General features: G+C 64.8%; 26 protein-coding genes and 5 tRNA genes. 18 read left to right on the top strand and 13 right to left on the bottom strand.

The features are described 5' to 3' along the window. Window positions 1-7: 7 nt before the first annotated feature. Complete coding sequence (locus tag ACZYZ7_RS02810) at window positions 8-412, bottom strand: DUF302 domain-containing protein (RefSeq protein WP_135453918.1); 405 nt, start codon at window positions 410-412, stop codon at window positions 8-10. 241 nt (window positions 413-653) lie between these two features. Here ACZYZ7_RS02810 and trxA point away from each other — a divergent pair, with 241 nt between their 5' ends. Together trxA and ACZYZ7_RS02800 are read left to right on the top strand one after the other, a co-directional pair. Continuing rightward, on the top strand, window positions 654-1,037 hold the full coding sequence (trxA, locus tag ACZYZ7_RS02805; RefSeq protein WP_463740142.1) for a thioredoxin: 384 nt from the start codon (window positions 654-656) through the stop codon (window positions 1,035-1,037). Window positions 1,038-1,229: 192 nt separating this feature from the next. Further along, window positions 1,230-1,940 carry a TVP38/TMEM64 family protein gene (locus ACZYZ7_RS02800; protein ID WP_135453916.1) on the top strand — a complete coding sequence of 237 codons (711 nt, stop codon included), beginning with the start codon at window positions 1,230-1,232 and terminating at the stop codon, window positions 1,938-1,940. A gap of 3 nt (window positions 1,941-1,943) precedes the next feature. Here the strand turns inward: ACZYZ7_RS02800 and ACZYZ7_RS02795 are convergent, their stop codons facing one another. Next, window positions 1,944-4,361 carry a Tex family protein gene (locus ACZYZ7_RS02795; RefSeq protein WP_450068987.1) on the bottom strand — a complete coding sequence of 806 codons (2,418 nt, stop codon included), beginning with the start codon at window positions 4,359-4,361 and terminating at the stop codon, window positions 1,944-1,946. A 104-nt stretch (window positions 4,362-4,465) separates the two neighbouring features. Next, window positions 4,466-4,540 (bottom strand) — tRNA-Val (locus ACZYZ7_RS02790). A gap of 253 nt (window positions 4,541-4,793) precedes the next feature. Here ACZYZ7_RS02790 and ACZYZ7_RS02785 point away from each other — a divergent pair. The 5 genes from ACZYZ7_RS02785 to ACZYZ7_RS02765 all read left to right on the top strand — a co-directional run bounded on the left by ACZYZ7_RS02785 (window position 4,794) and on the right by ACZYZ7_RS02765 (window position 6,735). Then, window positions 4,794-5,162 (top strand): DUF6636 domain-containing protein, encoded by a 369-nt coding sequence (locus ACZYZ7_RS02785; protein WP_463740141.1) that lies wholly within the window; start codon window positions 4,794-4,796, stop codon window positions 5,160-5,162. Between the two features lie 109 nt (window positions 5,163-5,271). Next, a tRNA-Gly gene (locus tag ACZYZ7_RS02780) sits at window positions 5,272-5,344 on the top strand. Window positions 5,345-5,377: 33 nt separating this feature from the next. After that, window positions 5,378-5,451: transfer RNA gene (locus ACZYZ7_RS02775), tRNA-Cys, on the top strand. Window positions 5,452-5,468: 17 nt separating this feature from the next. Continuing rightward, window positions 5,469-5,543 (top strand) — tRNA-Val (locus tag ACZYZ7_RS02770). A 352-nt stretch (window positions 5,544-5,895) separates the two neighbouring features. After that, a complete protein-coding gene (locus ACZYZ7_RS02765) occupies window positions 5,896-6,735 on the top strand; it encodes a hypothetical protein (RefSeq protein WP_463740140.1) in 840 nt (279 codons plus the stop codon). A 76-nt stretch (window positions 6,736-6,811) separates the two neighbouring features. Here ACZYZ7_RS02765 and ACZYZ7_RS02760 read toward each other — a convergent pair whose 3' ends face one another. Together ACZYZ7_RS02760 and ACZYZ7_RS02755 are read right to left on the bottom strand one after the other, a co-directional pair. Beyond that, window positions 6,812-7,345 carry a hypothetical protein gene (locus ACZYZ7_RS02760; RefSeq protein ID WP_463740139.1) on the bottom strand — a complete coding sequence of 178 codons (534 nt, stop codon included), beginning with the start codon at window positions 7,343-7,345 and terminating at the stop codon, window positions 6,812-6,814. Next, the gene (locus ACZYZ7_RS02755; protein ID WP_463740138.1) at window positions 7,342-7,863 is read right to left on the bottom strand and encodes a hypothetical protein; all 522 of its coding nucleotides are present in this window, start codon (window positions 7,861-7,863) and stop codon (window positions 7,342-7,344) included. Before ACZYZ7_RS02755 ends, ACZYZ7_RS02760 begins: the two co-directional genes overlap by 4 nt. A gap of 80 nt (window positions 7,864-7,943) precedes the next feature. On the opposite strand from ACZYZ7_RS02755, the gene ACZYZ7_RS02750 reads away from it, so the two are divergent. Beyond that, complete coding sequence (locus tag ACZYZ7_RS02750) at window positions 7,944-8,168, top strand: hypothetical protein (protein WP_463740137.1); 225 nt, start codon at window positions 7,944-7,946, stop codon at window positions 8,166-8,168. A 149-nt stretch (window positions 8,169-8,317) separates the two neighbouring features. Here the strand turns inward: ACZYZ7_RS02750 and ACZYZ7_RS02745 are convergent, their stop codons facing one another. From ACZYZ7_RS02745 to ACZYZ7_RS02735, 3 genes are all read right to left on the bottom strand, one after another. Then, window positions 8,318-8,893 (bottom strand): hypothetical protein, encoded by a 576-nt coding sequence (locus tag ACZYZ7_RS02745; protein WP_463740136.1) that lies wholly within the window; start codon window positions 8,891-8,893, stop codon window positions 8,318-8,320. A gap of 215 nt (window positions 8,894-9,108) precedes the next feature. Beyond that, window positions 9,109-9,945 carry a hypothetical protein gene (locus ACZYZ7_RS02740; protein WP_463740135.1) on the bottom strand — a complete coding sequence of 279 codons (837 nt, stop codon included), beginning with the start codon at window positions 9,943-9,945 and terminating at the stop codon, window positions 9,109-9,111. 383 nt (window positions 9,946-10,328) lie between these two features. After that, a complete protein-coding gene (locus tag ACZYZ7_RS02735) occupies window positions 10,329-10,469 on the bottom strand; it encodes a hypothetical protein (protein WP_463740134.1) in 141 nt (46 codons plus the stop codon). A 381-nt stretch (window positions 10,470-10,850) separates the two neighbouring features. Between ACZYZ7_RS02735 and ACZYZ7_RS02730 the strand changes: the two genes are divergently transcribed. The 5 genes from ACZYZ7_RS02730 (at window position 10,851) to ACZYZ7_RS02710 (ending at window position 13,682) form a co-directional block, all read left to right on the top strand. Further along, on the top strand, window positions 10,851-11,261 hold the full coding sequence (locus ACZYZ7_RS02730) for a hypothetical protein (protein WP_463740133.1): 411 nt from the start codon (window positions 10,851-10,853) through the stop codon (window positions 11,259-11,261). Beyond that, on the top strand, window positions 11,219-11,461 hold the full coding sequence (locus tag ACZYZ7_RS02725) for a glutaredoxin family protein (protein ID WP_463740132.1): 243 nt from the start codon (window positions 11,219-11,221) through the stop codon (window positions 11,459-11,461). Before ACZYZ7_RS02730 ends, ACZYZ7_RS02725 begins: the two co-directional genes overlap by 43 nt. A 201-nt stretch (window positions 11,462-11,662) precedes the next feature. After that, the gene (locus ACZYZ7_RS02720; protein WP_463740131.1) at window positions 11,663-11,971 is read left to right on the top strand and encodes a WXG100 family type VII secretion target; all 309 of its coding nucleotides are present in this window, start codon (window positions 11,663-11,665) and stop codon (window positions 11,969-11,971) included. 230 nt (window positions 11,972-12,201) lie between these two features. After that, window positions 12,202-13,356 (top strand): hypothetical protein, encoded by a 1,155-nt coding sequence (locus ACZYZ7_RS02715; RefSeq protein WP_463740130.1) that lies wholly within the window; start codon window positions 12,202-12,204, stop codon window positions 13,354-13,356. Then, window positions 13,353-13,682, top strand: a complete 330-nt coding sequence (locus tag ACZYZ7_RS02710; protein WP_463740129.1) for a hypothetical protein — start codon at window positions 13,353-13,355, stop codon at window positions 13,680-13,682. The genes ACZYZ7_RS02715 and ACZYZ7_RS02710 overlap by 4 nt, the downstream gene beginning before the upstream one ends. 12 nt (window positions 13,683-13,694) lie before the next feature. On the opposite strand, the gene ACZYZ7_RS02705 is transcribed toward ACZYZ7_RS02710, so the two are convergent. Both ACZYZ7_RS02705 and ACZYZ7_RS02700 read right to left on the bottom strand, forming a co-directional pair. Continuing rightward, window positions 13,695-14,249, bottom strand: coding sequence for a hypothetical protein (locus tag ACZYZ7_RS02705; protein ID WP_463740128.1), 555 nt, complete (start codon window positions 14,247-14,249; stop codon window positions 13,695-13,697). Between the two features lie 105 nt (window positions 14,250-14,354). Next, window positions 14,355-16,103: a serine/threonine-protein kinase gene (locus tag ACZYZ7_RS02700; RefSeq protein ID WP_463740127.1), complete on the bottom strand. Its 1,749-nt coding sequence runs from the start codon at window positions 16,101-16,103 to the stop codon at window positions 14,355-14,357. Between the two features lie 183 nt (window positions 16,104-16,286). On the opposite strand from ACZYZ7_RS02700, the gene ACZYZ7_RS02695 reads away from it, so the two are divergent. Beyond that, window positions 16,287-16,359, top strand: a tRNA-Gly gene (locus ACZYZ7_RS02695). A 23-nt stretch (window positions 16,360-16,382) separates the two neighbouring features. Here the strand turns inward: ACZYZ7_RS02695 and ACZYZ7_RS02690 are convergent. Continuing rightward, complete coding sequence (locus ACZYZ7_RS02690; RefSeq protein WP_450068984.1) at window positions 16,383-16,835, bottom strand: hypothetical protein; 453 nt, start codon at window positions 16,833-16,835, stop codon at window positions 16,383-16,385. A gap of 216 nt (window positions 16,836-17,051) precedes the next feature. Then, window positions 17,052-18,731, bottom strand: coding sequence for an alpha/beta hydrolase (locus tag ACZYZ7_RS02685; RefSeq protein WP_450068983.1), 1,680 nt, complete (start codon window positions 18,729-18,731; stop codon window positions 17,052-17,054). A gap of 116 nt (window positions 18,732-18,847) precedes the next feature. Here ACZYZ7_RS02685 and ACZYZ7_RS02680 point away from each other — a divergent pair, with 116 nt between their 5' ends. The 3 genes from ACZYZ7_RS02680 to ACZYZ7_RS02670 all read left to right on the top strand — a co-directional run bounded on the left by ACZYZ7_RS02680 (window position 18,848) and on the right by ACZYZ7_RS02670 (window position 22,013). Continuing rightward, window positions 18,848-19,414: a TetR/AcrR family transcriptional regulator gene (locus ACZYZ7_RS02680; RefSeq protein ID WP_463740126.1), complete on the top strand. Its 567-nt coding sequence runs from the start codon at window positions 18,848-18,850 to the stop codon at window positions 19,412-19,414. 119 nt (window positions 19,415-19,533) lie between these two features. Next, the gene (locus ACZYZ7_RS02675; protein ID WP_463740125.1) at window positions 19,534-20,190 is read left to right on the top strand and encodes a biliverdin-producing heme oxygenase; all 657 of its coding nucleotides are present in this window, start codon (window positions 19,534-19,536) and stop codon (window positions 20,188-20,190) included. 236 nt (window positions 20,191-20,426) lie between these two features. Further along, window positions 20,427-22,013 (top strand): PPE domain-containing protein, encoded by a 1,587-nt coding sequence (locus ACZYZ7_RS02670; protein WP_463740124.1) that lies wholly within the window; start codon window positions 20,427-20,429, stop codon window positions 22,011-22,013. Here the strand turns inward: ACZYZ7_RS02670 and ACZYZ7_RS02665 are convergent. Beyond that, complete coding sequence (locus ACZYZ7_RS02665) at window positions 22,010-23,068, bottom strand: 3-deoxy-7-phosphoheptulonate synthase (protein ID WP_463740123.1); 1,059 nt, start codon at window positions 23,066-23,068, stop codon at window positions 22,010-22,012. The genes ACZYZ7_RS02670 and ACZYZ7_RS02665 overlap by 4 nt on opposite strands. Before the next feature lie 269 nt (window positions 23,069-23,337). On the opposite strand from ACZYZ7_RS02665, the gene ACZYZ7_RS02660 reads away from it, so the two are divergent. After that, window positions 23,338-24,285 carry a LysR family transcriptional regulator gene (locus ACZYZ7_RS02660; protein ID WP_463740122.1) on the top strand — a complete coding sequence of 316 codons (948 nt, stop codon included), beginning with the start codon at window positions 23,338-23,340 and terminating at the stop codon, window positions 24,283-24,285. Window positions 24,286-24,308: the final 23 nt, after the last annotated feature.

Genomic DNA, 24,308 nt, shown 5'->3' with positions numbered 1-24,308 from the left:
GCAGCGCCTAAAGACTGTCGAGTGCTGCTTGTAGGCGTCGGCCGACCTCGGCGGCGATATCGACCAGCGCGGGTTCGTCGGTGACCTCGGCCATCAGGTTGGGATTCATCGCCTCGACGACGACCACCGCGCCATCACCGCGACCGGTGCGCAACACCACGTTGCACGGCAACAGCACGCCGATCGGCGGAAATGCGTTGAGCGCCTGCTGAGCGAACTGCGGGTTGCAGGCGCCCAGGATCAGGTAGTCGCCCAACTCGTCACCGGCACCACTGCCGAGTTTGGCGTTGAGCGTCGTCCTGATATCGATCTCGGTCAACACACCGAACCCCTGATCGGCCAGCGCGTCTCGCGTGCGAGCGACAGCCTCGTCGAACGGGCCTCGTGTGGTGGCCACCAACGCGATGTCCATCTCGTGGTTCCTTTCGTCCTGTCGTTACACGCCAGACGAGCGCACATCCTCCTGCCACGTTACCCGCCGAGGTATCACCCAGAAAGGAATGATCGAGCCTTGCGGCGTTCGCGATTCTCGTATCCACCCGCGCGCAGACGGATGGAATAGATACCCCAGGGGGTATGTTGGAATGGTCGAGTGCCTGTCAGCGACGGGCACCTCGCGATCACCAGACCCCCAGCAAGACAAGGAGAAGACAATGACGACTCGCAACATCGGCTACGCGGATTTCGAATCAACGATCCGCGACAACGACATCGTGCTCGTCGATTTCTGGGCTACGTGGTGTGGTCCGTGCCGGGCTTTCGCCCCGGTCTTTGAGCGGTCGGCCGCCAGCCACCCCGAGATCGTGCACGCCAAGGTCGACACCGAGCAGGAAAACGAACTCGCCGCTCTGATGGAAATCCGATCCATCCCGACCATCGCGGCCTTCCGCGAAGGAGTCCTGGTCTTCAGCCAACCCGGCGCGCTGCCGGCGGCGGCACTGGAGAATCTCATCTCCCAGGTCGCGGCCCTCGACATGGGCCAGGTCCGGGCCACGATCGCGGCCCGGAAAGCCACGAGTTCCACTACGGCGAACTGAAACGAGCAAGACCATGTGTTACACCGTGAAGTGCTCGAGCTGCGCGAAGACGACCTGGGATGGCTGTGGCCAACATGCGGCCGAAGTCATGCGGTCGGTACCAGTGACGAAGCGCTGCACCTGCACCGACACGCCCGTGGGTGACCGCGCCCAGGAATGACGACACGGCCGTGGGGAAGAATCGTGGCCGCCATGACTGACGACGACTCCCCCGCCATCAACCGGCGGCCGCACATCCTGAGGCTCGCCGCCTTCGCGGCGTTTCTGTTCGGCCTGTTCTACCTGGTGGCCGTCGCCCGCGTGATCGATGTCGATGACATCCGAGGCTTGGTCGCCTCCACCGGCCCCGCGGCACCGCTGGCGTATGTCGTGGTGTCGGCCTGTCTCGGGGCGCTGTTCGTGCCGGGTCCGATCCTGGCCGCGGGCAGCGGGGTGTTGTTCGGCCCGGTGCTGGGCACCTTCGTGACCTTGGGTGCGACCGTCGGCACCGCGGTGGTGGCCAGCCTGATCGGCCGGCGCGCGGGCCGCGACAGCGCCCGGGCCCTGCTCGGGGCGCAACGGGCCGACCGGCTGGACCACCAGATTCAGCGGGGCGGCCTGTGGGCGGTGGTCGGGCAACGTTTCGTCCCCGGACTGTCCGACGCCCTGGCGTCCTATGCCTTCGGCGCGTTCGGTGTGCCGTTGTGGCAGATGGCAGTCGGGGCGTTCATCGGTTCAGTGCCGCGCGCGTTCGTCTACACCGCGCTGGGCGCGTCGATCGGTGATCTGTCGGCCCCGCTGGCGTATACGGCGATCGGGGTGTGGTGCGTCACGGCGGTCATCGGGGCGTTCGCCGCCCACCGCGGCTACCGATCCTGGCGCCGCCACTCCGGGGCCGATCAGGCCCCGGAGCAGACCTCCTAGCCGCTACTTTCCGAAACCTGCGTTGCGCAGCGCGTCAGCCATCGAGCCCGTCGGCTGGTTCGAATCCCGGCGACCGGAGTTGTTGCCGCGGTTCTGGTTTCGCCGGTCCCCGCCGCGTCCCTGGTTTCCGCCGCCCTGGTTTCCGCCGCCGCGCCCTTGATTGCCGCCACCGTCACGACGGTTCTGGCCTCCCTGGCCGCCCCGGTCGGGCCGCTTGCCCTGCTGCGGGGTGTCGTTGAGCCGCAGAGTCAAGCCGATGCGCTGCCGCTCCACGTCGACGTCGACGACCTTGACCTTGACCACCTGCCCGGACTTCACCACCTCGTGCGGGTCGGAGATGAACCGGTCGGCCATCGCCGAGACGTGCACGAGACCGTCCTGGTGTACGCCCACGTCCACGAAGGCGCCGAAAGCCGCGACATTGGTCACCACGCCCTCCAGCACCATGCCGGGCTTGAGGTCGCCGACCTTCTCGACGCCGGCGGCAAAGGTGGCCGTGGAGAACGCCGGACGCGGGTCACGCCCGGGCTTCTCCAGTTCGCCCAGGATGTCGGTCACGGTCGGGATACCAAATCGCTCGTCGGCGAAGTCGGCGGGCTTGAGCCCCCGCAGGGTGCGCTCGTCACCGATCAACTCGGCCAGCGTCACGTTGGAGCGGTCCAGGATGCGCCGCACCACCGGGTAGGACTCGGGGTGCACGCCGGAGGCATCCAGCGGGTCCTCGCCGTCGCGGATCCGCAGGAAGCCCGCGCACTGTTCGAAGGCCTTGGGGCCCAGGCGTGGAACATCCAGCAGCGCCTTGCGGCTGCGGAAGGCGCCGGCGCTCTCGCGGTGCGCCACGATGGCCTCGGCCAGGGATTCGGTAACCCCCGAAACCCGGGCCAGCAGCGGCACCGAGGCGGTGTTGAGATCCACGCCGACGGCGTTCACCGCGTCTTCGACCACCGCGTTGAGGCTGCGTGCCAGCGAGCCCGGCGTCACGTCGTGCTGGTACTGCCCGACGCCGATCGACTTCGGGTCGATCTTGACCAGCTCGGCCAGGGGGTCCTGCAGGCGGCGGGCGATCGAGACCGCGCCGCGCAGCGTCACGTCGAGGTTCGGCATTTCCCGGGCCGCGTATTCCGATGCCGAGTACACCGATGCACCGGCCTCGCTGACCATGGCCGTCACCGGTGCCTTCGCCCCGGCCGCCCGGATATCGGCGATCAGCTCGGTGGCCAGGGCATCGGTCTCACGCGAGGCGGTGCCGTTGCCGACGGCGATCAGCTCGACGTTGTGCCGGGCGATCAGGGCCGCCAGGACGGCTTTCGACTGATCCCACTGCTTCTGCGGCTGGTGCGGGAAGACCGCGCACGTGTCGACGACCTTGCCGGTGGCGTCGACGACGGCGACCTTGACCCCGGTGCGGAAGCCCGGGTCCAGTCCGAGGGTGGCGCGGGTACCGGCCGGTGCGGCCAGCAGCAGGTCCTTGAGGTTACGGGCGAACACCGCGACCGCCTCCTCCTCGGCGCGCTGACGCAGCCGGATGCGGGCGTCCACGGCCGCCGAGATCATCAGCTTGGCGCGCCAGGCCAGCCGCACGGTGGTGGCGAGCCACGGGGTGGCCGGAGTCTTGGCGGCCATGTCGATGCCGAGCGACTGGGCGATCATCGCCTGGTAGAGCTCGTCGTCGCCACCGTCGAAGTTCAGCGACAGCGCCTGCTCCTTCTCGCCGCGCAGCACCGCGAGCACCCGGTGCGACGGCATGTTCTCCAGCGGCTCGGAGAACTCGAAGTAGTCCCGGAACTTCTGCGCGGCGGGGCTTTTCGCGGCCTCTTCAGACCACGGGCCGGTGCGCAGCGAACCGTCGGCCCAGAACTTCTCGCGGGTGGCGCCGACCAGCTCGGCGTCCTCGGAGGCCCGCTCGATGATGATGTGGCGCGCGCCTTCCAGTGCCGCGGGTGCATCGGCGACGTCGTCGTTGAGGAACTCACCGGCAGCCTCGTCGGGCACCAGCGTCGGATCGGCCAGCAGACGATCCGCCAACGGTTCCAGGCCGGCCTCCCTGGCGATCTGGGCCTTGGTGCGCCTCTTGGGCTTGTACGGCAGGTAGATGTCCTCGACCCGGGCCTTGGTGTCAGCGGCCATCAGGGCCGCGCGCAGTTCATCGGTGAGCTTGCCCTGCTCCTCGATGGAGGCCAGCACGGCTTCGCGGCGCTGGTCGAGCTCACGCAGGTAGCCCAGGCGTTCTTCCAGGGTGCGCAGCTGCCCGTCGTCGAGACCGCCCGTGACCTCCTTGCGGTACCGGGCGATGAACGGGACCGTCGAGCCCTCGTCCAGCAGTGCCACCGTGGCGACGACCTGCCCCTCGGCTACGGCGAGTTCCTCGGCCAGACGGGCGGTTACGGATTTGATGGTTCCGACGGTAACGCTCTGAGTCACGTCGGAGGACCCTACCGAATCGGACCGACAACACCCGGACACGGGGAAGTGTGTGTCCTGCCACGAAAAAACGGCCCCGGAATATCCGAAGCCGTTGGTCGTGATGGTGGTCCCGGCTGGGTTCGAACCAGCGACCTTCCGCGTGTGAGGCGGACGCTCTCCCACTGAGCTACGAGACCGTGGGAACGACGTCGAACACTAGCACGCATACCCGGCCAGGCCCGAATCGGCATCCACCCGATCGACTTGTTTGATTTGCCAAATATGCATGCCGACGTGGGCGTATGGTCACCCGTCATGGTTCACCTGCGGGTTCGCTGGCCAGCGGTCGGCGGCGCGGTTTTTGCTGCTAGTGCACTATTTTCCGGCTGCCACAGCGCCCCGGCCCCAATGACAGATCGAGCCCCGGACGTAACGCCGAGTGTTCGTGGTGTGTCCAGCCTTACAAACCGGCAGGTCAACGAGCTGACCGGCTTCACCTCGCCGTCCGGCAACGTGGGGTGCTACCTCGACGCCTCGACGGCGCGTTGCGATATCCGCGACCGTAGCTGGGCACCACCGCTGCGCCCGGCCAGTTGTGAGTTCGCTTACGGCCAGGGCATGACACTGAGCCCGGGCCGGCCCGCCGAGTTCGTCTGCGCGGGCGACACCGCCTTGGCCGCCGGCGCCGAACTGGGCTACGGGGACTCGATCACGGCCGGGACATTGCGATGTGAGAGCGCCGACACCGGCATCACATGCCGCGACACGAAGACCCGTCACGGATTCACCTTGTCGCGGCAGGCCTATCACCTGTTCTGAAACACCGTTTTTGGCCGCGCGTTGCCCTCCCGTAATGGGGATTTGTGTCTGCGAGCATCCGTGGACTAATGTTCTGCATCGCGACGGGCGACGATCTCGCTCGTGGCGCGCGGATGTAGCGCAGTTGGTAGCGCATCACCTTGCCAAGGTGAGGGTCGCGGGTTCGAATCCCGTCATCCGCTCGAAGGTGCGATTTGTGGCATCAAAACCCCAGTGGTGGAGTGGCCGAGTGGTGAGGCAACGGCCTGCAAAGCCGTGCACACGGGTTCGATTCCCGTCTCCACCTCCAAGAAAGAATTTCGACCCGCGCGATTAGCTCAGCGGGAGAGCGCTTCCCTGACACGGAAGAGGTCACTGGTTCAATCCCAGTATCGCGCACCACATTCTTTGCAGATGAGGCCCGGTTTCGACCGGGCCTTCGTCATATCCGCGCAATAGACGCGCAATAGGGGCTGGTGGGTGTTCACCGAGGAGGTGCACCAGCCGAATGACGCAGGCAGCCACCACAACTCAAACCCGCGCACCGCCGTCAATCAAGGAGAACTCCCTGCATATCCAATTGGCACGGGAGTCCAATACCGGCTGCGGGCCGAAGACATCGACAAGTGGCTGATGTCACGGTCCTGGGAGCCGAGGAGCTACTACACTCGCCTCGATTGACACGCGGCCTTCCCGTTTCAACGCGACCGAAATCCGCTCCGCATGTCATCGTCGATCGCTAGCATCGCTCGGCGTGGACAGTGCCTTGGCGAAGTACGCACGCGCTCAGAAGCATTTCAACGAATTGCGCGCAGCAGTCGACGAGTATCGTGCCTCTGATTTGAGCGACGAGATGTCGTTTCATATCCGCTATCCATACGGAGACTCTGACCCGCGGGCGGTCGTGACCATGCGGTTGGAACTGCGGGTCCCACCGGAGTGGAGCCTCATGATGGGAGACATCTTGGCCAATCTGCGGGCCTCGCTGGACCACGCTGTCTACGGCCATGCAACAAGTCGCAGGCAGCTGAACTCAAAGCAGCGAAAAGCCCTCTACCATCCGATGGTGCCGACGCGAGCCGAATGGCTCGGAACTCCAGAGACCACAGATCAGGCCGGCAACGTCGTGCTAGCGAATCCTGGACCGGGAGTGAAGCTGAAGGACCTTGTGCACCCCGACGTCTTGGACGTCATCGAACGAGCCCAACCATTCAATGCCGACGTCCCAGTATGGCACGGCTTGGCCATACTCAGCGGCCTGGTGAATCGCGACAAGCACCGCGAAGTGCTCGAGATCTTTGTGGACGTATCTGAACTCACGATTGGCGAGAGCCGAGTCGAGATCATGAGCGAAGGGGAACCCAGGCATCTGCCGGACGGAACCGTAGAGAAAGAGATCATTATCCGGCGCGCACCTCGCCCGGCAGGGGCCGCGCCCAGCTATCGACTCGGAACCATATCGGCCAGCACCGAATTCGTGGAAGCGATCAACATACCGAACACTGGCGAACAACGTTCCTTTGTTGGAGTGATGGAGGAACTGGTGAAGCAGACGGGGCAGTACCTCGACGAGTTGAAATCCGCTGGCTGCTAGCCAAACGCGCACATCGAAGAATGATGCTGCCCGTGCCGGGCGGGGAATCGCCCGGCCGGGCAGACTAGTGTTGCTTTCAGTATTCGCTGGGTGGGATGTCGGTGAGCTGGCTCGGCAGCGGCTCGACGACGCCAATCCCGTCGTACTCCGGCTCGGGGCGATTGACCCTGAACGGGGCGTGGTAGGCGAGTTTCCGAAGCTCTGTCATGCCTCTATGGGCCAGCTGGATCGCGGTGATGGAGTCCTTCCCTTCCTTCCGCTTGGCACGAATGACGTCGTGGTAGAAGACGACGCCCTGGAGCCGCCCTCCCATCACGTCCGCAGCGCGGCGGAGATCAGGGTCGGGATGGCCGAAAGCCAGGATATTCAGCTGCGGCTCGATCTCGTTCTGCAATTTGTGCTGCAACTCCATAGAGCGGTCCCAGACCTCTTGTCTCTGGGCTTCGTTGTACTCGCGGTCAAACACACCAGCCGTGAACATCGACACCTCACGGAACAGCTCCCGATGCCAATACCGGTCTACCTCCGAGACAATCGCGATGGTCTGCTCATGGAGTTGTCGCACGAACGCGCGGTATTCGGCATCCAGGACGTCGTCGGCGGCGGTCACAAACCTCTACCTGTCGCAGCGCGATCCATGACCAGTCTGATCAACTTCTCAAACTCCGGGCGTGCGTAGCTGTCCATGCTTCCCGTCCCGTCAAGATCCACGTCCTGATCGTCCCAGTGCACGGTGATCTTCAGCTTCACCGTGTACTCGGTTCGTACAACAGCCGGATTGATGACGTTGAAGCCGACATCGACCTTGCGAACATCAGCCAGCGGACGCATCCAAGCGGTCATCGCTGGCGGCGTGGACGTGTCGCCCTCGTCAGGGTTCAACACCTCGGCCTGACCGAACACGTCCCCCTTGACCCACGAAAACGTGTAGAGCACTTCGCCTGCGGGACACGGATTGTGCTTGACGCCGAAAAACGCATCAGGCACACCGCGGATCGCGGCACCCAGGCCGTGTGCGATCGCAAGGTGCTGCGCATCAGTCACGAGCCCAGAAAGATTGACCGTCCCGTTCATCCCCTCCCAAATCGCCTGCACAGGACTGATTTCTTCAACGACTGAGTTACTCACGCCGGTGACAATAACCCGCTGCCCCTTCCCACGAAGGACAAATCTGGGTTGTACTGGAGACCAGGAAAGGGGGCGATCAGATGCAGTACTTCCGCAACGGCCAGCGCATCGCGCGAGTCGACACTGACGCCCCACTCGGCGAAGCTTTCATCGCCGCCCGGGCCGGGGTCTACAGCATGTACCGTGACGGCTGGGTGCCCCGCGACATGACCGCCGAGATCGTCTTCACCGGCGACTGGAACCCGTGCACCCAAGACGACGCGATCGGCCTGATCGAAACTCGCCGGATCAGGGCCAGTCTGTAGATCAGAGCTTGAACAATCGTCAGGTCACAGCAGGTCCAACAGGCCCCTGTCGTTCTTGCGTCGCAGCTCGATGACTTCCGCCTCAAGCTTCTTGACCGCCTCGAACATCGCCTCCGCAACCATCGGACCGTCAACGGTGTAGCGATCAGCTACATCCCACACGCCAGCCGAGATAGGTAGTCCGGCCGGCCGCTCACTCTTGAACCCCATACCCGAAGACCGTACTCAGCACCACCGACAGCCAGCGGACTTGCGGCACCGGCGGCACGATTCACCCGGCAGTGACCGTGTCGTCTGGGTCGACGGTGAACGAGCTCGTCGATCGATCGTCGGTCAGCACCGGGCTGCCCTTGGCAACAACCGCCCCCAACACACCCCGACCCGCCACAGTCGGCCCCCTCGCCTCGACAGCTCCCGCATCCGCTGTAGAGGTAGTCCTGGCCGGCCGCGTGGGTCTGCGCGTACTGGATCGCGCGTTGGGCAGCCGGGGACATCCGCTGCAGGAGCGAGCTGTCACCGTTGCCGGCGTAGAGCTGCGCCAGCGTCGCATCATCGAGGGTGACGCCGTACTGCTGCGACAGTGCGGTCGGATCGGTGAGACCACCGGTACCTGTGGTGCTGCCGGATCCGTTGATGCCGAGCAGCTTTCCGATCGGCCCGTCCTGGCCGAGGGCGAACTGCGCAGTCGACGAGGCCGCCTGCTTGTACGGGTTCGAAGACGACAAGATGCTGTTCTCCAGCCCGAAGAACCCGAGCAGGCCGCCACCGCGTTAACAACGCCCCGGTCCCCTGACCCTCGGGCTTCCTAAAAGTCCGCCCTAGGCCCTATTGGCGGCCCAATAAGAGACGCCGTCTGGCGCATTCCGATGTGGAGCATTTTCGAATTAACGAATTCGACATGCACCGTGTGGACTGTTTGCACTAATCGCCCAAGACGAGCTCACACACGAGTTGGTGCCGGGCACAGTTCACGGATATTCCAATCTCCAGGTAACGCGTTAATCGACTTCGCCCAAACGGAATTGTCCGCTGCGCATGGGTGACGCCACTCAACATCATCAGAATGAACGATGGTTATTCTGCCGAAAGGACTCAGATACGTTATCCAAACGTCATCTGACGACAGAATCTTCCCCACGTCGGGTTTGTTCCCTTTGACTTTGATCGACTCATTCGGCAGCCACCCGCCGTACGGCATGTAGATCACTGTCATCAGAGAGGTGAAAAGCAAACCCGCGATCAGCAGCGGGTAGCCGTACGGCGGAGCCTGCACCGCTGGGGCAGCATCGCCATGCTTGAGACGGCGATTCCTGGTGCGGACCACAGCCACCAGCCTCGACACTTGCCAGAGCGCGAACGATCCGACTATCACTATCAGGTGCCCGACCTGAATAATCGCAAGCGATACCGCGACGGCGAGGGTTCCAATGACCATCGGAAACAGTGGAACTTCGCCCGTATATCTCCAGCGAGTTTTTCCGGACATGACCCACATGATCGCTGTCCAAATCACTACCACTGGAATAAGTGGCATCATTACGCCGATTACCAAAGTACCAATGTTCAGCCCTTTTATGATGTAGCCGAAGATTGCAGGATCACCCCCCGACAAACTCAAGATGTTGATTGCGGCGATGGCGAATGGCAGTAACCCTAAGCACCACAGGATGTTCTTCCGAACAAAGCCAGTGACGTCCACAGGGGGGCGCACAGGTTCTTCTTCAACGTCTTCGACATCGGGCTTAGAGCCTGCGTCAACAACGGGAATGTTGGTCATGCACCTGACCGTAGTCCGCCGGACCGACAAGGCCGGTGGCTGCCAACCCTCCGGAACGCCCCCACACAAGAAACCTCAGAGAGGGATTTGATATGAACAAAATGCCTGATCTAACCATCGCAGTAGGACGGACGAGGCCAGAAGCGCAAGAGTTGGCGCGCCAGCATGGCGTAAGGCCCGACTTAATTGAGGGTGTGGCCGCGACGGAAATCCCGATAGATAAATCGGCGGCCATCCCCAATAAAACGATGGCTGTCATTCATAGGCTCAGGAACATAGTCAACGGCACAATCCGCTTCGTATAGCGTTTCGTCAACGGGTCGCCGCCCAAGGACTCGGCCGGCACACCTCACATCTGGAAATGAAGTCATGAGTTCGACCAGTCACTCCTCCACATAGTCGATCTGGAACTTCACTGGAATGGGAACCCTCTTGACAATTTCAGAGCGAAGCGTGTCGAACGCTTGGGAGCTCAGCTTCGCACCGAACACCGTAACGATCAGATCCGCGTCAGTGTCGGTCACGGTGCCTGATATCTCGCGAACTTTGCGGTATCGGCTAACCGCTTCCTTGACCTCGTCGCGGCCACCCTTTCCGTATGGTTAACACCGCTCAACGCCCCGCAATGCCGTGACCTGAGCAAACAGGTGGGCACCATCCACTCTGGGGGCCTCCCAACTGCCACGAGGCGATTTGCGCCTTCCGCGGCCTGGTCGCGACCAACGCCGCGACCGATCTGATGCAGAGCGGCAACCCCTGGCCAAGCAATGGCGGCGAATGGGCGCGCTGGACTGTGTCCATCCTGGGCGGCACACTGCTCGTCTACGGAAAGCGCAACATCCCCCAGTTGATAGCCCAGAGGAACCCGCAACGACCTCCGTTCATCGGCGCCGGCCGGTCATTTGATGGGCGTCGAGTGGGTCACCATCGTTGGCGCGCAATGGCCGTTGCTCATCCTCATCGCAGCGGTCATCCTCGGTATTCCGTACGCGATCAGGTCACTCAAGGCCTTGAAGGCCTTCCTCTGGGACCCGTTCGTCTCCTACCTTCGCGGTGCCGACCCGTTCAGCGGGAGCAGATCAACGCCAAGATCGGCGATGGAGAGTCAGGTCAAGTTCCTCATCGCTCAGGTGGCCGAGCTGCGTGCTCGCGACCGGATGTACTGGGCGTGGGTGATCGTTGATCAAGAGTGGTACCGCCGAGTGGAGCTCATGGCCGTCGAGAACGGTTGGGACCTGCCCGACCACATCTCTTTCGACGAGTTCTACAAGGAATGGATCAAGAAGCACCCCATGCCCAGCCCCTATCAAATCTAGAAACAGAGCGGTTGTTAACCCTGTACAGCAAGCCCGGCTGCCCACCCTGCAGGGCCACTAAGCGTGAGCTCGACAAACTAATTGAGAAGATCGGCCTGGAATACCAGCAGTTCGATGTCACCGCAGATCCATCGGCCGCAGATGTCATGAAGGCTCTCGGATACAGCTCGGCCCCGGTGGTCGTCGTAAATGCCGACTGACACTGGACCGGTTTCCACCCCACACAGCTCGCCCTGCTGGGCGAGTAACCCACTAAGACGCCCCGGAGGTGGCTCGCTGACCCCGTCGGCTTGAGCCCTCTGGGGGCGCCTTTTTGATTCGCCGGAAATCCGTGGGAAGGGTGGTACCTGCAAGCGGGTAGCCTGAGCATGTAGCTAACACTGCTTGCTGAGGGGGAAGCAATGTCGCAGTCGCTGAAAGTTGATCCGACGCACCTGTTCATGTCCGCTGATCACCTCGATATGCACGAGGCCGACCACACCCAGGCACAGCGATCGGCAAACGCCGATATCGTAGCGGCCGGCTCGGGATGGGTCGGATCATCGGGTGACGCGCTCAAGGGCAAACTGAGCCACCTTCAGACCGTCGCAGATCACATCAGTAGCGAGCTGACCCACCACCGTGAGGCGTTCCGCCATATCGGCAACAAGTACGAGACCATCGACCAGGACGCAGCGGTCGACTTGCTCCGCATCCGCCAGAACCTCTGATGTCCCTAACGCTCGCCGACGTCGAACGCTGGAATGCGGGACAGGTCCGGGAAGTATCAACAGCGCTAGACGCCAGCTCCAGTTCGATGGACGGAGTCAAAGACGGTCTGCGAGATCTCCCGATCCTCGGCACCTGGAGCGGCCAGGCCTCCGACGCCGCAAATGACAGCCTGGACAAGCTCGGCGCGTATCTGTCGAGCCACGTCGCTGCCCGCCAGGAGGCATCGAAGGTGATCTCCAAGGCCGCCGATGAGATCGACGGTCTCAAATCGTTTCTGCAGAACGTGCAGGAAATGGCGCGCGGTAAGTTCGACATAAACCTCGAAACCGGCACCGTTACGCCGCTGACCGATGACGTCAACCAGGACGACCTCGACTACATCACCACCACACTCAAGCAGCTTCTAGCGTCTGCCGAAATGATCGACCGCGAACTGGCGCACGGTCTCAACCTGCTCGACGGCACGGACGAGCCAGGCAATCCGCCCACCATCCCGATCAACCAGAACGACGAGCGGTCGCGCTATCAGATCGAAGCGTTCAAGAGGGTCTACGGCCGCGAGCCGGTCACCGCCAACGATTGGCGGATGGCTGCTGGGCTGGACCCCCACAGCTACAACCCGAAGAACCATGGAAAACCTGCCAGGATCGTGGCTGGCAGGTTCACTCCGCAGCCAGGCAAGGGCGTGGTCCGTTCCAACTGGTTCATCCCCTCGGCCGAGGTGCAGAATTTGCCAAAGGACTGGCAGGACCTAGTCGACTTGCGGCTGCTTCCGAAGAACTTCGGGGACAATCGTGGCCCTAGTGCCACCATCGATCCCGAACACTCTCGTGTATCACTGTTCGTGGACTACGAGAACGGTGTTGTCGCCATCCGGCAGAATCCCACCACCACAGTCGACGGGGCACGCGGCGGCGCCGACACCGCACCACCACAGGTCCACGTCGTCGAAGCTCCTGACGGACGAATGACGATCGACTACAACACCTGGGATGCCTACGAGTTTTCCGGAGCCGTCGCGCTAGATATGACGGTCCACGGCCGGATCACGCTGGACCCGCTAGACAATGGCACAGTCAACCTCGGCGGTAACACAACGATCTACCCCAGCATGGAGACGTACCAGTATCGCGAAGGGATACCACCAGAGGTGCTGCAATGGACTCCCGCGAACTCGGGCAGTGACCTCGGCCCGGCAACCAGCCTGATACGCGAGCACTGGATCGGCGACGCCTCACTCCCACCCGTGCGCCCCGGTATCCCGGACTGGCGGTGGCAGCTAGAGAGCGCGATTCCGTTCGCGCCGGACCCGTTCACCCAGCACACCACGAAGCTCACTGATCCCTCAGAGGGCCTGATTCCCAAAGTAAGTGAGGGACGATGATCGCATTCTCCAAGCCGACCAAGCGGCGGGTCTTTCGGTCGCTGGTGGCCGTGGTGCTAGCGAGTTGCGTACTGACTGGTATCGCGGTCTGCATCGGGTTCATCGTCAGCCACGAGGGCGAGCCGGTATCGGGCGGCGAGTATGTGCGCCTGGCGCTGCTTAGCCTGACGCTATGGGGACCGATGTACCTCGTCATCGCCTGGCCGCTTAGCGTTCCACTCATCGCCGGCATCACGGCCCTGGTCGCCTATACCCACGTAGGCGACGACAAAGCCGCACTGCCTGATGACCCGAAAGTCACCTTTCCAGAAGACAATTCCGAGTAGTAACCCACTCCCCTAGCGCATCGCCGCCGCGGTCGAGTTCCCAAGGCGCGCCATCAGTTCGGCCAACGTTGCCCCGGTCTGTGCGGCAAGTACCGCTCCGCTATGTCTCGGGTCGTGCCAGCGCAGATCCTCGCGTCCCGCCGCGGTGCGGGCCTTGTACCAGTGGCGGTACAAGGTGCTGGGCTGCATGTGGCCGCCAGAGACGGCGGGGAACAATAGATCGTCACGGCGCAGCTTTTCCAGATGGGCCTTAACCATCGGCACCAGGTGCGGCGGAACCGCCACGTCACGCGCGCCGGCCTCCGACTTAGGGCCACCCACGATCCAATTGCCGCCCACCCGCACGGCGCCTCGGCAGACCTTCACGACGCCCTCACGGATGACGACGTCATTGCCGTCCTTGTCGCGTTGAGTCGGCGCAACTCGACCAACTCCCCGAACCGCAGCGGACACCGTGGGGCGAGCGGCACCATAAGGCGGTACTGCTCGGGCATCGCGGCCGTAGCCGTAGCCGTAGCCAGCCAGTTCCTCTAGGGTCGCGGGCTTGGGTTTGATCTTGCGGGACACTCTGCCGCCACCACGCACCAGACAGGGGTTCACGTCGATGATTCGGTCTCGAGTACGCGGGTGCGCGATACTGGGATTGAACTTGTACCAATTCGATCCCGATTCTTAGTTACCGACCGGCGGGGGCGGCGCAGGTGGAGCGGCGACCGGCGCCCACGGAGCGGCCGGCGGGCCGGGGTTCTGCATGAGCGGGCCGATTGACGGCGGCGGGGGCACCTGCGGAGCGGGCGGCGGTGGTGCCGGGGGCAGCGGAGGCGCGGGAACCGGAGGGCCCCCCGGTATCGGCGGGGGCAATTGAGGAGCGGGCGGCAGCGGATCCGCAACCGCGGCGGGGTCGGCGATCGGGCTGCCCGGTGGAACGTCGTCGATCCGGGTGGTCTGGACGGGCACGGTGATCACCGCACCTTGCAGCCCGCACTCGTTGGATTGGATGGTGGTGGTTTGAACGCCGGCCAGCCCGCCGTCAGGCTGCGGCGTCAATGCCAACGCCGTATCCATGGCCTGCGCTTGCCCGACGATCGGCGCCTCGCAGGGCAGCGAGCCTCTCGCGGGATCACCCTGCCAAGAATTGTTGAGGAAGCGGAAGACGGCCGTCATCCCGCCACCTTCCATGTGGGGGACGGCATGGTTGGAGCTGTCCATCCGCGTCGACGTCGCAACACATCCCGACGGTTTGCAGGTCGATCGGAATGCCCACCAATAACTCGCGATTTGGTTGCCCGCCCCCGGCCAGGGGGTGCCGTTGAGGGTGGCGTGGAGGTTGTCGTAGTCGAGGCGGTAGAGGCCGTCAAAGACCGGGCCGCTCGGCGATGGGGCGATCGCCACGTCCGTGGCGCTTGCAATGGCTGCGCTCGGCGGTTGGCTCGGCTGCTCGCTCGCTGCGGCGCCAGCGGATGGCCACAGCTGCCACACTCCGACTCCGGCGACGACGCCAACGGCGGCGGCAGCCGCTACGGGCGCCCATTTCGCGGGTACTCGATACCCGGCGGTCCGTTGGCTGGCCGCCGGTGCGGCCGGCGCCGGCGTCAAAGTCAGTGCGGGCATCGGCGTTTCATCGGCCAGCGCGTGCGCGAAAGCGCCGCAGCTGTCGAATCGATCAGCCGGGTTCTTGGCAAGGGCTTTGGCCAGCACCGGATCGAGATCGGCCAACTCGGGCCGCGTGTCGGCCAACACCGGCGGCTTCGAGTTGACGTGCCGGCTCACCATGACAGCGGGATTGGAGTGCGCGAACAGTTGCATCCCGGTCAAGAGGTGGTACGCGGTGCAGGCCAGCGCGTACTGGTCTGCGCGGCCGTCGACGTCCTCCCCCACCAGTTGCTCAGGTGCGGCGTAGCCGGGCCGGTCCGCAGGTCCGATGCTGCGCGCGATACCAAGGTCGGCGAGAACGGCGCGCGACTCCGCATCACCGTCGACGTCAGTGAGGATGATGTTGGCCGGCCTGACGTCGCGATGCAGCAAGCCATGCTTGTGCGCGTAGTCGAGCGCCCCGGCAACCGCGATGATGATGTTGAAAACTTGTTCGCGCGACAGGCCGTTCGGGTACCGCTGATCGAGGAGACCAGCGAGATCCGTGCCGTCGACGAAGTCCATCGATATCCAGAGCTGACCGTCAAATTCCCCGCGACCGCGGACCCTGGCGATGCTGGGGTGCCACAGCGTGGCGGCCACATCCGCCTCACGGCAGAACCGTTCCCTGTACCCGGGTTCGGCGGACCAGTCCTCGGGCAGCACCGTCAGCGCGTCACGGCCGGGGCGCCTGGGGTGCTGCGCGAGGTAGACCTCCCCCGTCTCCCCTGGCCCCAACAGTCGATCGATCCGGAACACGGAGAACGTCTCACCGACGTTGAGCGGCATCCACGAATCCTACGAACTGCCCTGTGACGTCTGCCGCGGGCATCCTGATCATCGACACCACCCCGCTGACGTGCACCTTTTACGTTGCCCCGCAATGCAAGTCAAAACCGAGTGATTTGTGTCCGCGCGCATCGGTGGGCTAGTGTTCTGCATCGCGACGGGCGACGATCTCGCTTGTGGCGCGCGGATGTAGCGCAGTTGGTAGCGCATCACCTTGCCAAGGTGAGGGTCGCGGGTTCGAATCCCGTCATCCGCTCAAAGGTGCGATTGTGGCATCGATCAGCGCTTGGGCACGTACCGTTCGGTCGTCCAGCGGCCCAGTTCTGTGCGCCATGTGAGCTCGACCTCGGTGTCACCCGCGGCGGCCAGGACAACACCGAGATCGACAGCGCCGCCCGGTTCCACCGAACTCACGGTCTTTTCGGCCGCCCCAGAGGCGTTCGACGCCTTGGCCGTGACGGAGCGGGCCTTGTCACGGCCCGTGTTCTCCACTCGCATGACACCGTCTTCGGCCCAGTCGACGCGCCATGCGACGAACGACTTCTCCGCACCGAGTTCGCGCCCGCGGGCCGCCTCGTCCATCACCTGTCCGATAAGGATTCTGAGGTCAGCCTGATTCGCGCGAATCCGATTGGCAAGCACTTCGTTGCGCCACGCGACGGCACCGATCGCCAACAGGATCGGCCAGAACAGCAACATCACCGCGATCGCCCACCCGAACAGTCCACCCACACCGCGCAGACTATGCGCTGCCCGCCACGCACCGGCGTAATGACTCACACCGACACGACCGTGCCGCCCCGCCGATGTGCACGGAGTCGAAAGCGTCCTCGATCGCCGCGATCTCGTCTCGCTGAAGCCTGTATCGGCCGGGGCTCCGATGTCCCGTACCCGGCGGCGTGCCAGCAGCAAATTATCAGTTGCGTCAACAAACCGCCGGGCTATCGGTCAGTCGGACTGATCGCTCCCCGCGATCGCATCCTGGATCCGCTGGCTCAGCGCGGGATCCCAACCCTTCGGCGCCAGGATGTCGACCCACAGATCAGTGGCGTCCGGGCCGAAGGCATGCCCGTACCCGTACGGCACGTCGGCGGAGAAGATCATGTCCAGCGTCACCTGCCAGAACGTCACGAACGGCAGCCACCGCATCCCCGGGTCCACGTCGGGCCCAAGCGGTTCCCGCAGCCAGTCCGGGCGATGCAGCAGCAGATCGAAGGACCACCAGGTGATCGGGTCGCCGGCATGCTGCCAGAACACCACGCGCGGAAACTCCCACGGGCCAGGAAGATTCACATCGGAGGTCCGAGAAGCGAAGCGGATGTGGCGGCCGTCGTCGACCACCGGCAGGCGCTCCAGCGAACCGGGATCCCGGTTGGCGGTGATCCTGCTCCATGGCTGCGCGAAGTTGGGTGTACCGACCAGCAGCGCACCGTCGGTGCGGGCGACGATGTCCGCACCGGAGGCGAACGCCGACTGTCCCCCGAAGGAACCCAGGCTCTCCCCGAACACCACGAGTTTCGGCCGCTTGGCCTCCGGCAGGGCAGCCCAAACCCCGTGCACCGCTTCGAACAACGCCTGCCCGGCCAACGGCGGGGTCTCCCGGTCGGCGATGAAGGACAGCGCGCTGGGCAGGAACGAATACTGCATCGACGCGATCGCCGTGTTCCCGCCGTTGACGTATTCGAGGGCGGCCGCGACGTTGGGGTTCACCCAACCCCGACCTGTGGTGGTCACGACGGCCAGCACCTTGCGCTCGAAGGCGTGGGTGCGGCGCAGTTCGGCGATCACCTGCTCGGCAATACCTTCGACACTGTCCGCGGAAGTGCGGCCGGCGTACACCCGGATCGGGGTGAGCGCCGGAGTGCCGGTCACCGTCGAGATCTCTTGGGCGCTCGGGCCACCGGCTACAAAGCTGCGCCCTTCGCGCCCGAGGGTGTCCCATGCCTGCGCCGAAGCCGGCGAACCGGAACGCTCCGGCGCACTCGGTTGCGCCACGCCCTCGGCGGTGCTCTTGTCGGCCACTTTCGCGGAACGTTCGGCCATGCTCAGCAGTCCGCGATGCAGGGCACCATCGAGCCCCATCACCACCAGGGTCACCACGATGACCACCGCGGCCAGCCGGGCCACCGGGCCGGGTACGACCCGCCCGCCCATGTCGGTCAAACGATTGGTGGCCCAACGCAATCCACGTCCGATGGCGACCAGCGCCACCGCGATGGCCACCGCGATCAACAACACCAGAAAGTAGAAGGACCGCTCAGTGCGCGGCATCCCGATGAGATCGCGCAAGATCTGCTGCCACCATGACCCGAGCACCAGAAACATCGGGACGACCACGACAGCGGCACCGGCCAGCGTCCACCACCCAATCCTGCCGGTGCGCGACGACCATTGCGGGCTGATCCCGCAACGGCGAACCACCCACGCGATGGCGCACCCCAGCCCGTACCCGATCCCGACACTGATACCCGTCGCGACCCCTTGCAGATACCAGGCGCGCGGCAGCAGTGACGGGCTCATCGACCAGGCGAAGAACAGCAGCGCCACCGACAAACCGACCGGGTGCAGGGTGCGCGCAGCAGTGGCGAAACGCGAAGGGATGGGTAAGCCCCGCAAGGCATGCAGCACGAAGTACCACTTTCATTCAGTTGGGTACCGAGACTGTAGTGGACCGGGCGAACGCGATCCGGCAGCTAAGCCTGGACTAACAGACTCCGCTGTGATCGCGGGCGTTAGAGTCGAGCGTGCCCAGGATCAGCGCCTCATCGGTCGAAGAACACCGCGAGCTGGTCCAGCAGCGCATCTTCGAGGCTTTCTCCACACTCATGGCCGAGCACAGCTTCGACGCGATCACGATGGCCAAGCTCGCGGCCGAGGCCGGGATCGGTCGGACCGCGATCTATCACCACTTCCCCGACAAGGAATCAGTGGTGATCGCGTTCGCCTCGCACGAGACGACCCGCTACCTCGACGGGTTGCGCGCCGCCCTGTCCGAGGTCGACGATCCGGTCGGACGCCTTGGGGTCTACATCCGGCATCAGCTGGAGGCCGGCCAGGAATTCCACATGGGTATGGGCATGCAGCTCTACGGCGCATTGTCGACCGAAACCATGCTGGCCATCCGCGACCATGTGGTGGCGGTCGAGGACGTACTGCGCGACATCCTGACGCAGGGCGTGGCCACCGGGCAGTTCGTCATCGACGACGAACCCGCCACGATGTCGTTGATCCATGCGTGCCTGGCGCCCCGCCACCTTCCGGTAGAGGCGATCGAGCGGTTCGTCCTGCGCGCACTCGGCGCCACGCGCTAGCCGCGACCCACCCCCGAACCCGTAGCCCCCCGAACCTGTCGGCACCGTGCTAGGTTTTCGACAAGTTGTCAGGATGCTGACAACATGTCAAAGTTGAGCCCTAGCAAGTGGAGCCGAGAATGCCGCCAAGTGCCGTCGCAACCGAGTCCGTCCGTTCGCTTTCCGCGGCGATGCGTCAGGACTCGACCGACCAGCACAACGCCGCCGAGCAGTCGCCGTTTGTCACCGAACTTCTGAGCGGCCGGGTCAACGAGCAGGGCTACGTCGACTATCTGCTGCGACTGCGGGCGATCTACGCCGCACTGGAGACCGCCATCCGGCAGCACCGCAACGACCCCCTCGTCGGCGCCGTGTACGACCCCGCACTCGAGCGGTTGGACGCCATCGACGCCGACCTGGCCCACTGGGCGCCCGGCGCGGATCGCGACGTCGACTCACCTGCGGTGCGCGCCTACTGCGCCCGGTTCGCCGATACCCCCTGGGGCGGCGCGCTCGTGGCGCATCACTACACCCGCTACCTCGGCGACCTTTCCGGTGGCCAGGCCATCGGTCGCATCTTGGGACGCTCGTTCAACCTCGACGGCGAAGGGCTGGCGTTCTACGACTTCCCGATGCGGCCCAAGCCGTACAAGGACGCCTACCGCGACCGCCTCGACGGGCTCGACCTCGACGGGGACGACATCGATCGCGTGGTCGACGAGGTGAAACTGGCCTTCAGCCTCAACCAGCGCGTGTTCGACGAACTCGCCGAGAAGCTGCCCGCCTACCGCCGCTGAGCTCAGCCTCCAGATTGACGATTCCGCCAAGACATAGGAAGTTCATACCCCAAATCGCTTGAAGTTAGCTTATGCTAACCATACTTGTGCGATGGGGGAGCAAAGCGATCGAGAGGAGATACCGGGGCACCTGCATGCACTGCACCCCGGACAACGCCGATGACTATCTGCACCCCCATTCCCACGGCAGCAAATAGCGACGCCACACCGTCCCCCAGCCTCGTGGGCGGTCCGCGATGACCGCCCCGGTCTGGATGGCCGTACCGCCCGAAGTGCACTCGGCCCTGCTCAGCAGCGGCCCCGGCGCCGGACCGCTGTTGGCAGCCGCCGGAGCATGGAGTTCGTTGAGTACCGAATACTCCCTGGCGGCAAGCGAATTGACCGCTTTGATGGGCACTGTGCAGGCCGGAGCATGGGAGGGTGCGAGCGCCGAGCGTTACACCGCGGCACATGTTCCCTACCTCGCCTGGCTGAGCGAGACCAGCGCCAGCACCGCGGGGGTGGCCGCCCAGATCGAGACCGCTGCGGCGTCCTACACCGCCGCGCTGGGGGCCATGCCGACGCTGGCCGAGCTGGCGACCAACCGCGCAACCCTCGGTGTGCTGGTGGCCACCAACTTCTTCGGGATCAACATGGTCCCGATCGCCGTCAACGAGGCCGACTACGTCCGCATGTGGATCCAGGCCGCGACCACGATGACCGTCTACCAGGCCGCCACCGAGATCGCGGTGGCGACCACACCGATATCTGCGGCCGCACCACTGCTGCTGGCACCGGGCGTCGGCGAAGCCGGTTCGGCGTCCGCCACGATGATGCAGGCCACCGCCGCGACGGAGGCCACCGAATCTGGCTCGTCCCTCAGCTTGAGCGACTTGATCAGTTCGTACGAGGAGTTCGTCAAGTGGATCGAAGCCAACGATCCGATCGGCAATTGGCTGGCCGGGAAGTCTGAGCATTTCTATGGGATGTACGACCAGCTCAGGGAATTCATTCTCGAGCCCTGGAAGATCCCCCAGGTCCTCGCCGAGATCATTGCCGACCCGTCGCTGCTGTTCACCACGTATATCAACGTGTTCTTCCTCGGTGCGTACACGGCAGTCTTCGCGGTGCTGGGCACCCCGTTGTACGCCGCGGCGGTCGCTGCGGCCTCCCCTGCGATGCTCGGCATGCTCGGGCTCGTCGGACTGGCGCAGGCCTACGACATTCCGATCGACGCGCCCGCCGATGAGATGACCCCGCCCGCCGAGCAGCCTGCGGTAGCCCCGCTGCCCGGCTCCCCGGCACCGTCATCGGCGCCCGCGAGCGCACCGACCGCGCCGACACCCGGTTCGGCGCCGGTCACCCCGGCGCCCTCGCCTACACCGATGGCCACCGGCGCGGAAACCAGCATCTACGCGGTGCCGGGCGGCGGTCCTGGGTTCGGTTTCGGCCCGACGATGCGGTACAGCGCGACCGCCCAGGCCTCCGACTCAGTCGGGGCATCGGCCGCTGCCGCCGCGACGGCGGCCGCGATCGACAAGCGACGGGCCCAGGCCCGCAAACGTCGCGGCGGGACGGCCAAGGACCGCGGTTACCGCTACGAGTTCATGACGGCCGACGGCGAGGCCGCCACACCGCCACCGGAGCAACCCGCCGACACCAGCGCCTCCGGCAGCGGCGCCGGAAACCTCGGATTCACCGGTACCGCAGCGAAATCCGTCGTTGCCGGCCCGGCCGGGCTGACCACCCTGGCCGATGACACGTTCGGCAGCGGCACCACGACCCCGATGATGCCGGGCAGCTGGCAATCCGGGGCCGACGAGTCCGAATCGAGCGGGAACTAACCCTCTCGCTTCGCGAGCTCGCGCAGCACCAGATCCGTTGCGTCCCAATCCATGCACTTGTCGGTGACCGACTGACCGTAGGTGAGCGGGCGGGCCTCGGGCGACTGGGCACCGGCAATCAGGAAGCTCTCCAGCATCACACCGCTGATCGGCAACCCGTCACGAACCAACTGGGCCACCTCCGCGGCCACCGACGCCTGGCGGACATGGTCCTTGCCGGAATTGGCGTGGCTGCAATCGATCACGACACGAGCCGGCAGCCCGGCACCGGTCAGCTTGGCTGCGGCGGCGGCCACCGCGTCGGCCCCGTAGTTCGGTCCGTCGGTCCCGCCGCGCAGGATCACGTGGCAGTCCTCATTGCCTGCGGTGCTCACCACCGCGCCGCGGCCCATATCGTCCATACCGAAGAAGACATGCTCGGCGGCAGCGGCTTTCACGCCGTCGACCGCGACCTGGATGTTGCCGTCGGTGCCGTTCTTGAACCCGACCGGCATCGACAGGCCCGACGCCAGCTGGCGGTGCACCTGCGACTCGGTGGTCCGGGCGCCGATCGCACCCCAGGCCACGGCATCCGCGATGTACTGCGGGCTGGTCGGTTCCAGGAACTCACACCCGACAGGCAGGCCGATGTCGATGATGTCGAGCAGCAGCTGACGGGCGATGCGCAATCCGCGGGCCACGTCGAAGGTGCCATCCATGCCCGGATCGTTGATCAGGCCCTTCCAGCCGATGGTGGTGCGCGGCTTCTCGAAGTACACCCGCATCACGATCTTGAGCTGGTCTTTGAGTTCGTTGGCCACCTTGACCAACCGGCTGGCGTATTCGAGCGCGGCCGCGGGATCGTGCACCGAACACGGGCCGACGACCACCAGCAGCCGGTCATCACGACCGGCCAGGATGTCGGCGATCTCGTCGCGGTCGCGGGCCACCCGCTCGGCGCGGCGCTCCCCCAGCGGGAACTCGGTCAGCACATCGTGCGGGCTGGGAATCGCGCTGAAACTACGGACCCGCCGGTCCGATGTGGTGGGGGCGTTGGCGGTCTGCGCCAAGTTCATTTTCAGGTGCCTTCCTGGTGGTGGGCACCTGGCAGAGAATCCGGCGCCCTATAACGACGAAAGGCAGCGACCGATGGTCACTGCCTGGGCTCCGGGTGGATGCGTGCTTAGTGCTGCGCTTTATCGGCTCCGCCCGGAGCCTTGATAAAGCGCCAATAGCTGGCACACACACCGATAGTCACGTCGGCCAGGCTACACGACTGCCATCGCGGGGCCACAACCGGGGAGTTCACAAGCATGGTTTGTGACTACAACCTACGATCCTGAACATGCCGCTCAGCGCCCGGATGCCCGAGCTGGCAGCGTTCGAAGTGCTGCTGGCGATCGCCCGCACCGGCAGCCTCGGAGCTGCGGGCCGTGAGCTGGGACTCACCCAGCAGGCGGTGTCCTCGCGGCTGGCGTCCATCGAAGCCCAGACCGGGGTGCGGCTGGTGCAACGCGGCCCGCGCGGATCCCGTCTGACCGCGGCCGGGGCGGTCGTCGCCGAGTGGGCCGACCAGTTGCTCGACGTCGCGGAACGCGTCGACGCCGGCCTGGCTGCGATGCGCACCGAAAGCCACAGCCGGATCACCGTTGCGGCGAGCCTGACCATTGCCGAGCAACTCATGCCGCGCTGGTTGGTGTCACTGCAGGCCGACGCGGCACGCCGGGGTGTGACCGCGCCCCAGGTCATCCTCACCGCGGCCAACAGTGACCAGGTGATCGCCGCAGTGCACGACGGGTCGGCCGACCTGGGCTTCATCGAATCCCCGGGTGCACCAGCCGGTTTACGCAGCCGCGCGATCACCCATGACGAACTCGTCACCGTAGTACCCCCGGATCACAAGTGGGCCCGCCGATCGGCCCCTATCAGCCCCGCCGAACTCAACGAGACCGCACTGGTATCACGCGAAACTGGTTCGGGCACAAGGGATGCCCTCAGTTCTGCACTGCGATCCGCATTGGGTCCAACGACCAGTCAGGCCGATCCTGCGATCGAATTGTCCTCGGCGGCAGCGATGCGCGCCGCAGTGCTGGCCGGTGCCGGGCCGGCCGTGATGAGCCGGCTGGCCGTCGAAGACGACCTCACGCTGGGCCGGCTGCGCGAGGTGCCCATCGCCGGTCTGGATCTGCATCGCGAATTGCGGGCCGTCTGGTCGGGAGGCCGCACCCCGCCGGCCGGGGCGGTGCGCGACCTGCTCAGCCACATCGCTTCACATCAACATCGCCGAGAATGACGCAAAGGGCGTTTCCGCAATGG

Source organism: Mycobacterium sp. IDUB_17, assembly GCF_055419465.1.
The sequence above is the reverse complement of the archived record's forward strand: the minus strand, read 5'-3'. Positions and strand labels throughout refer to the sequence as shown.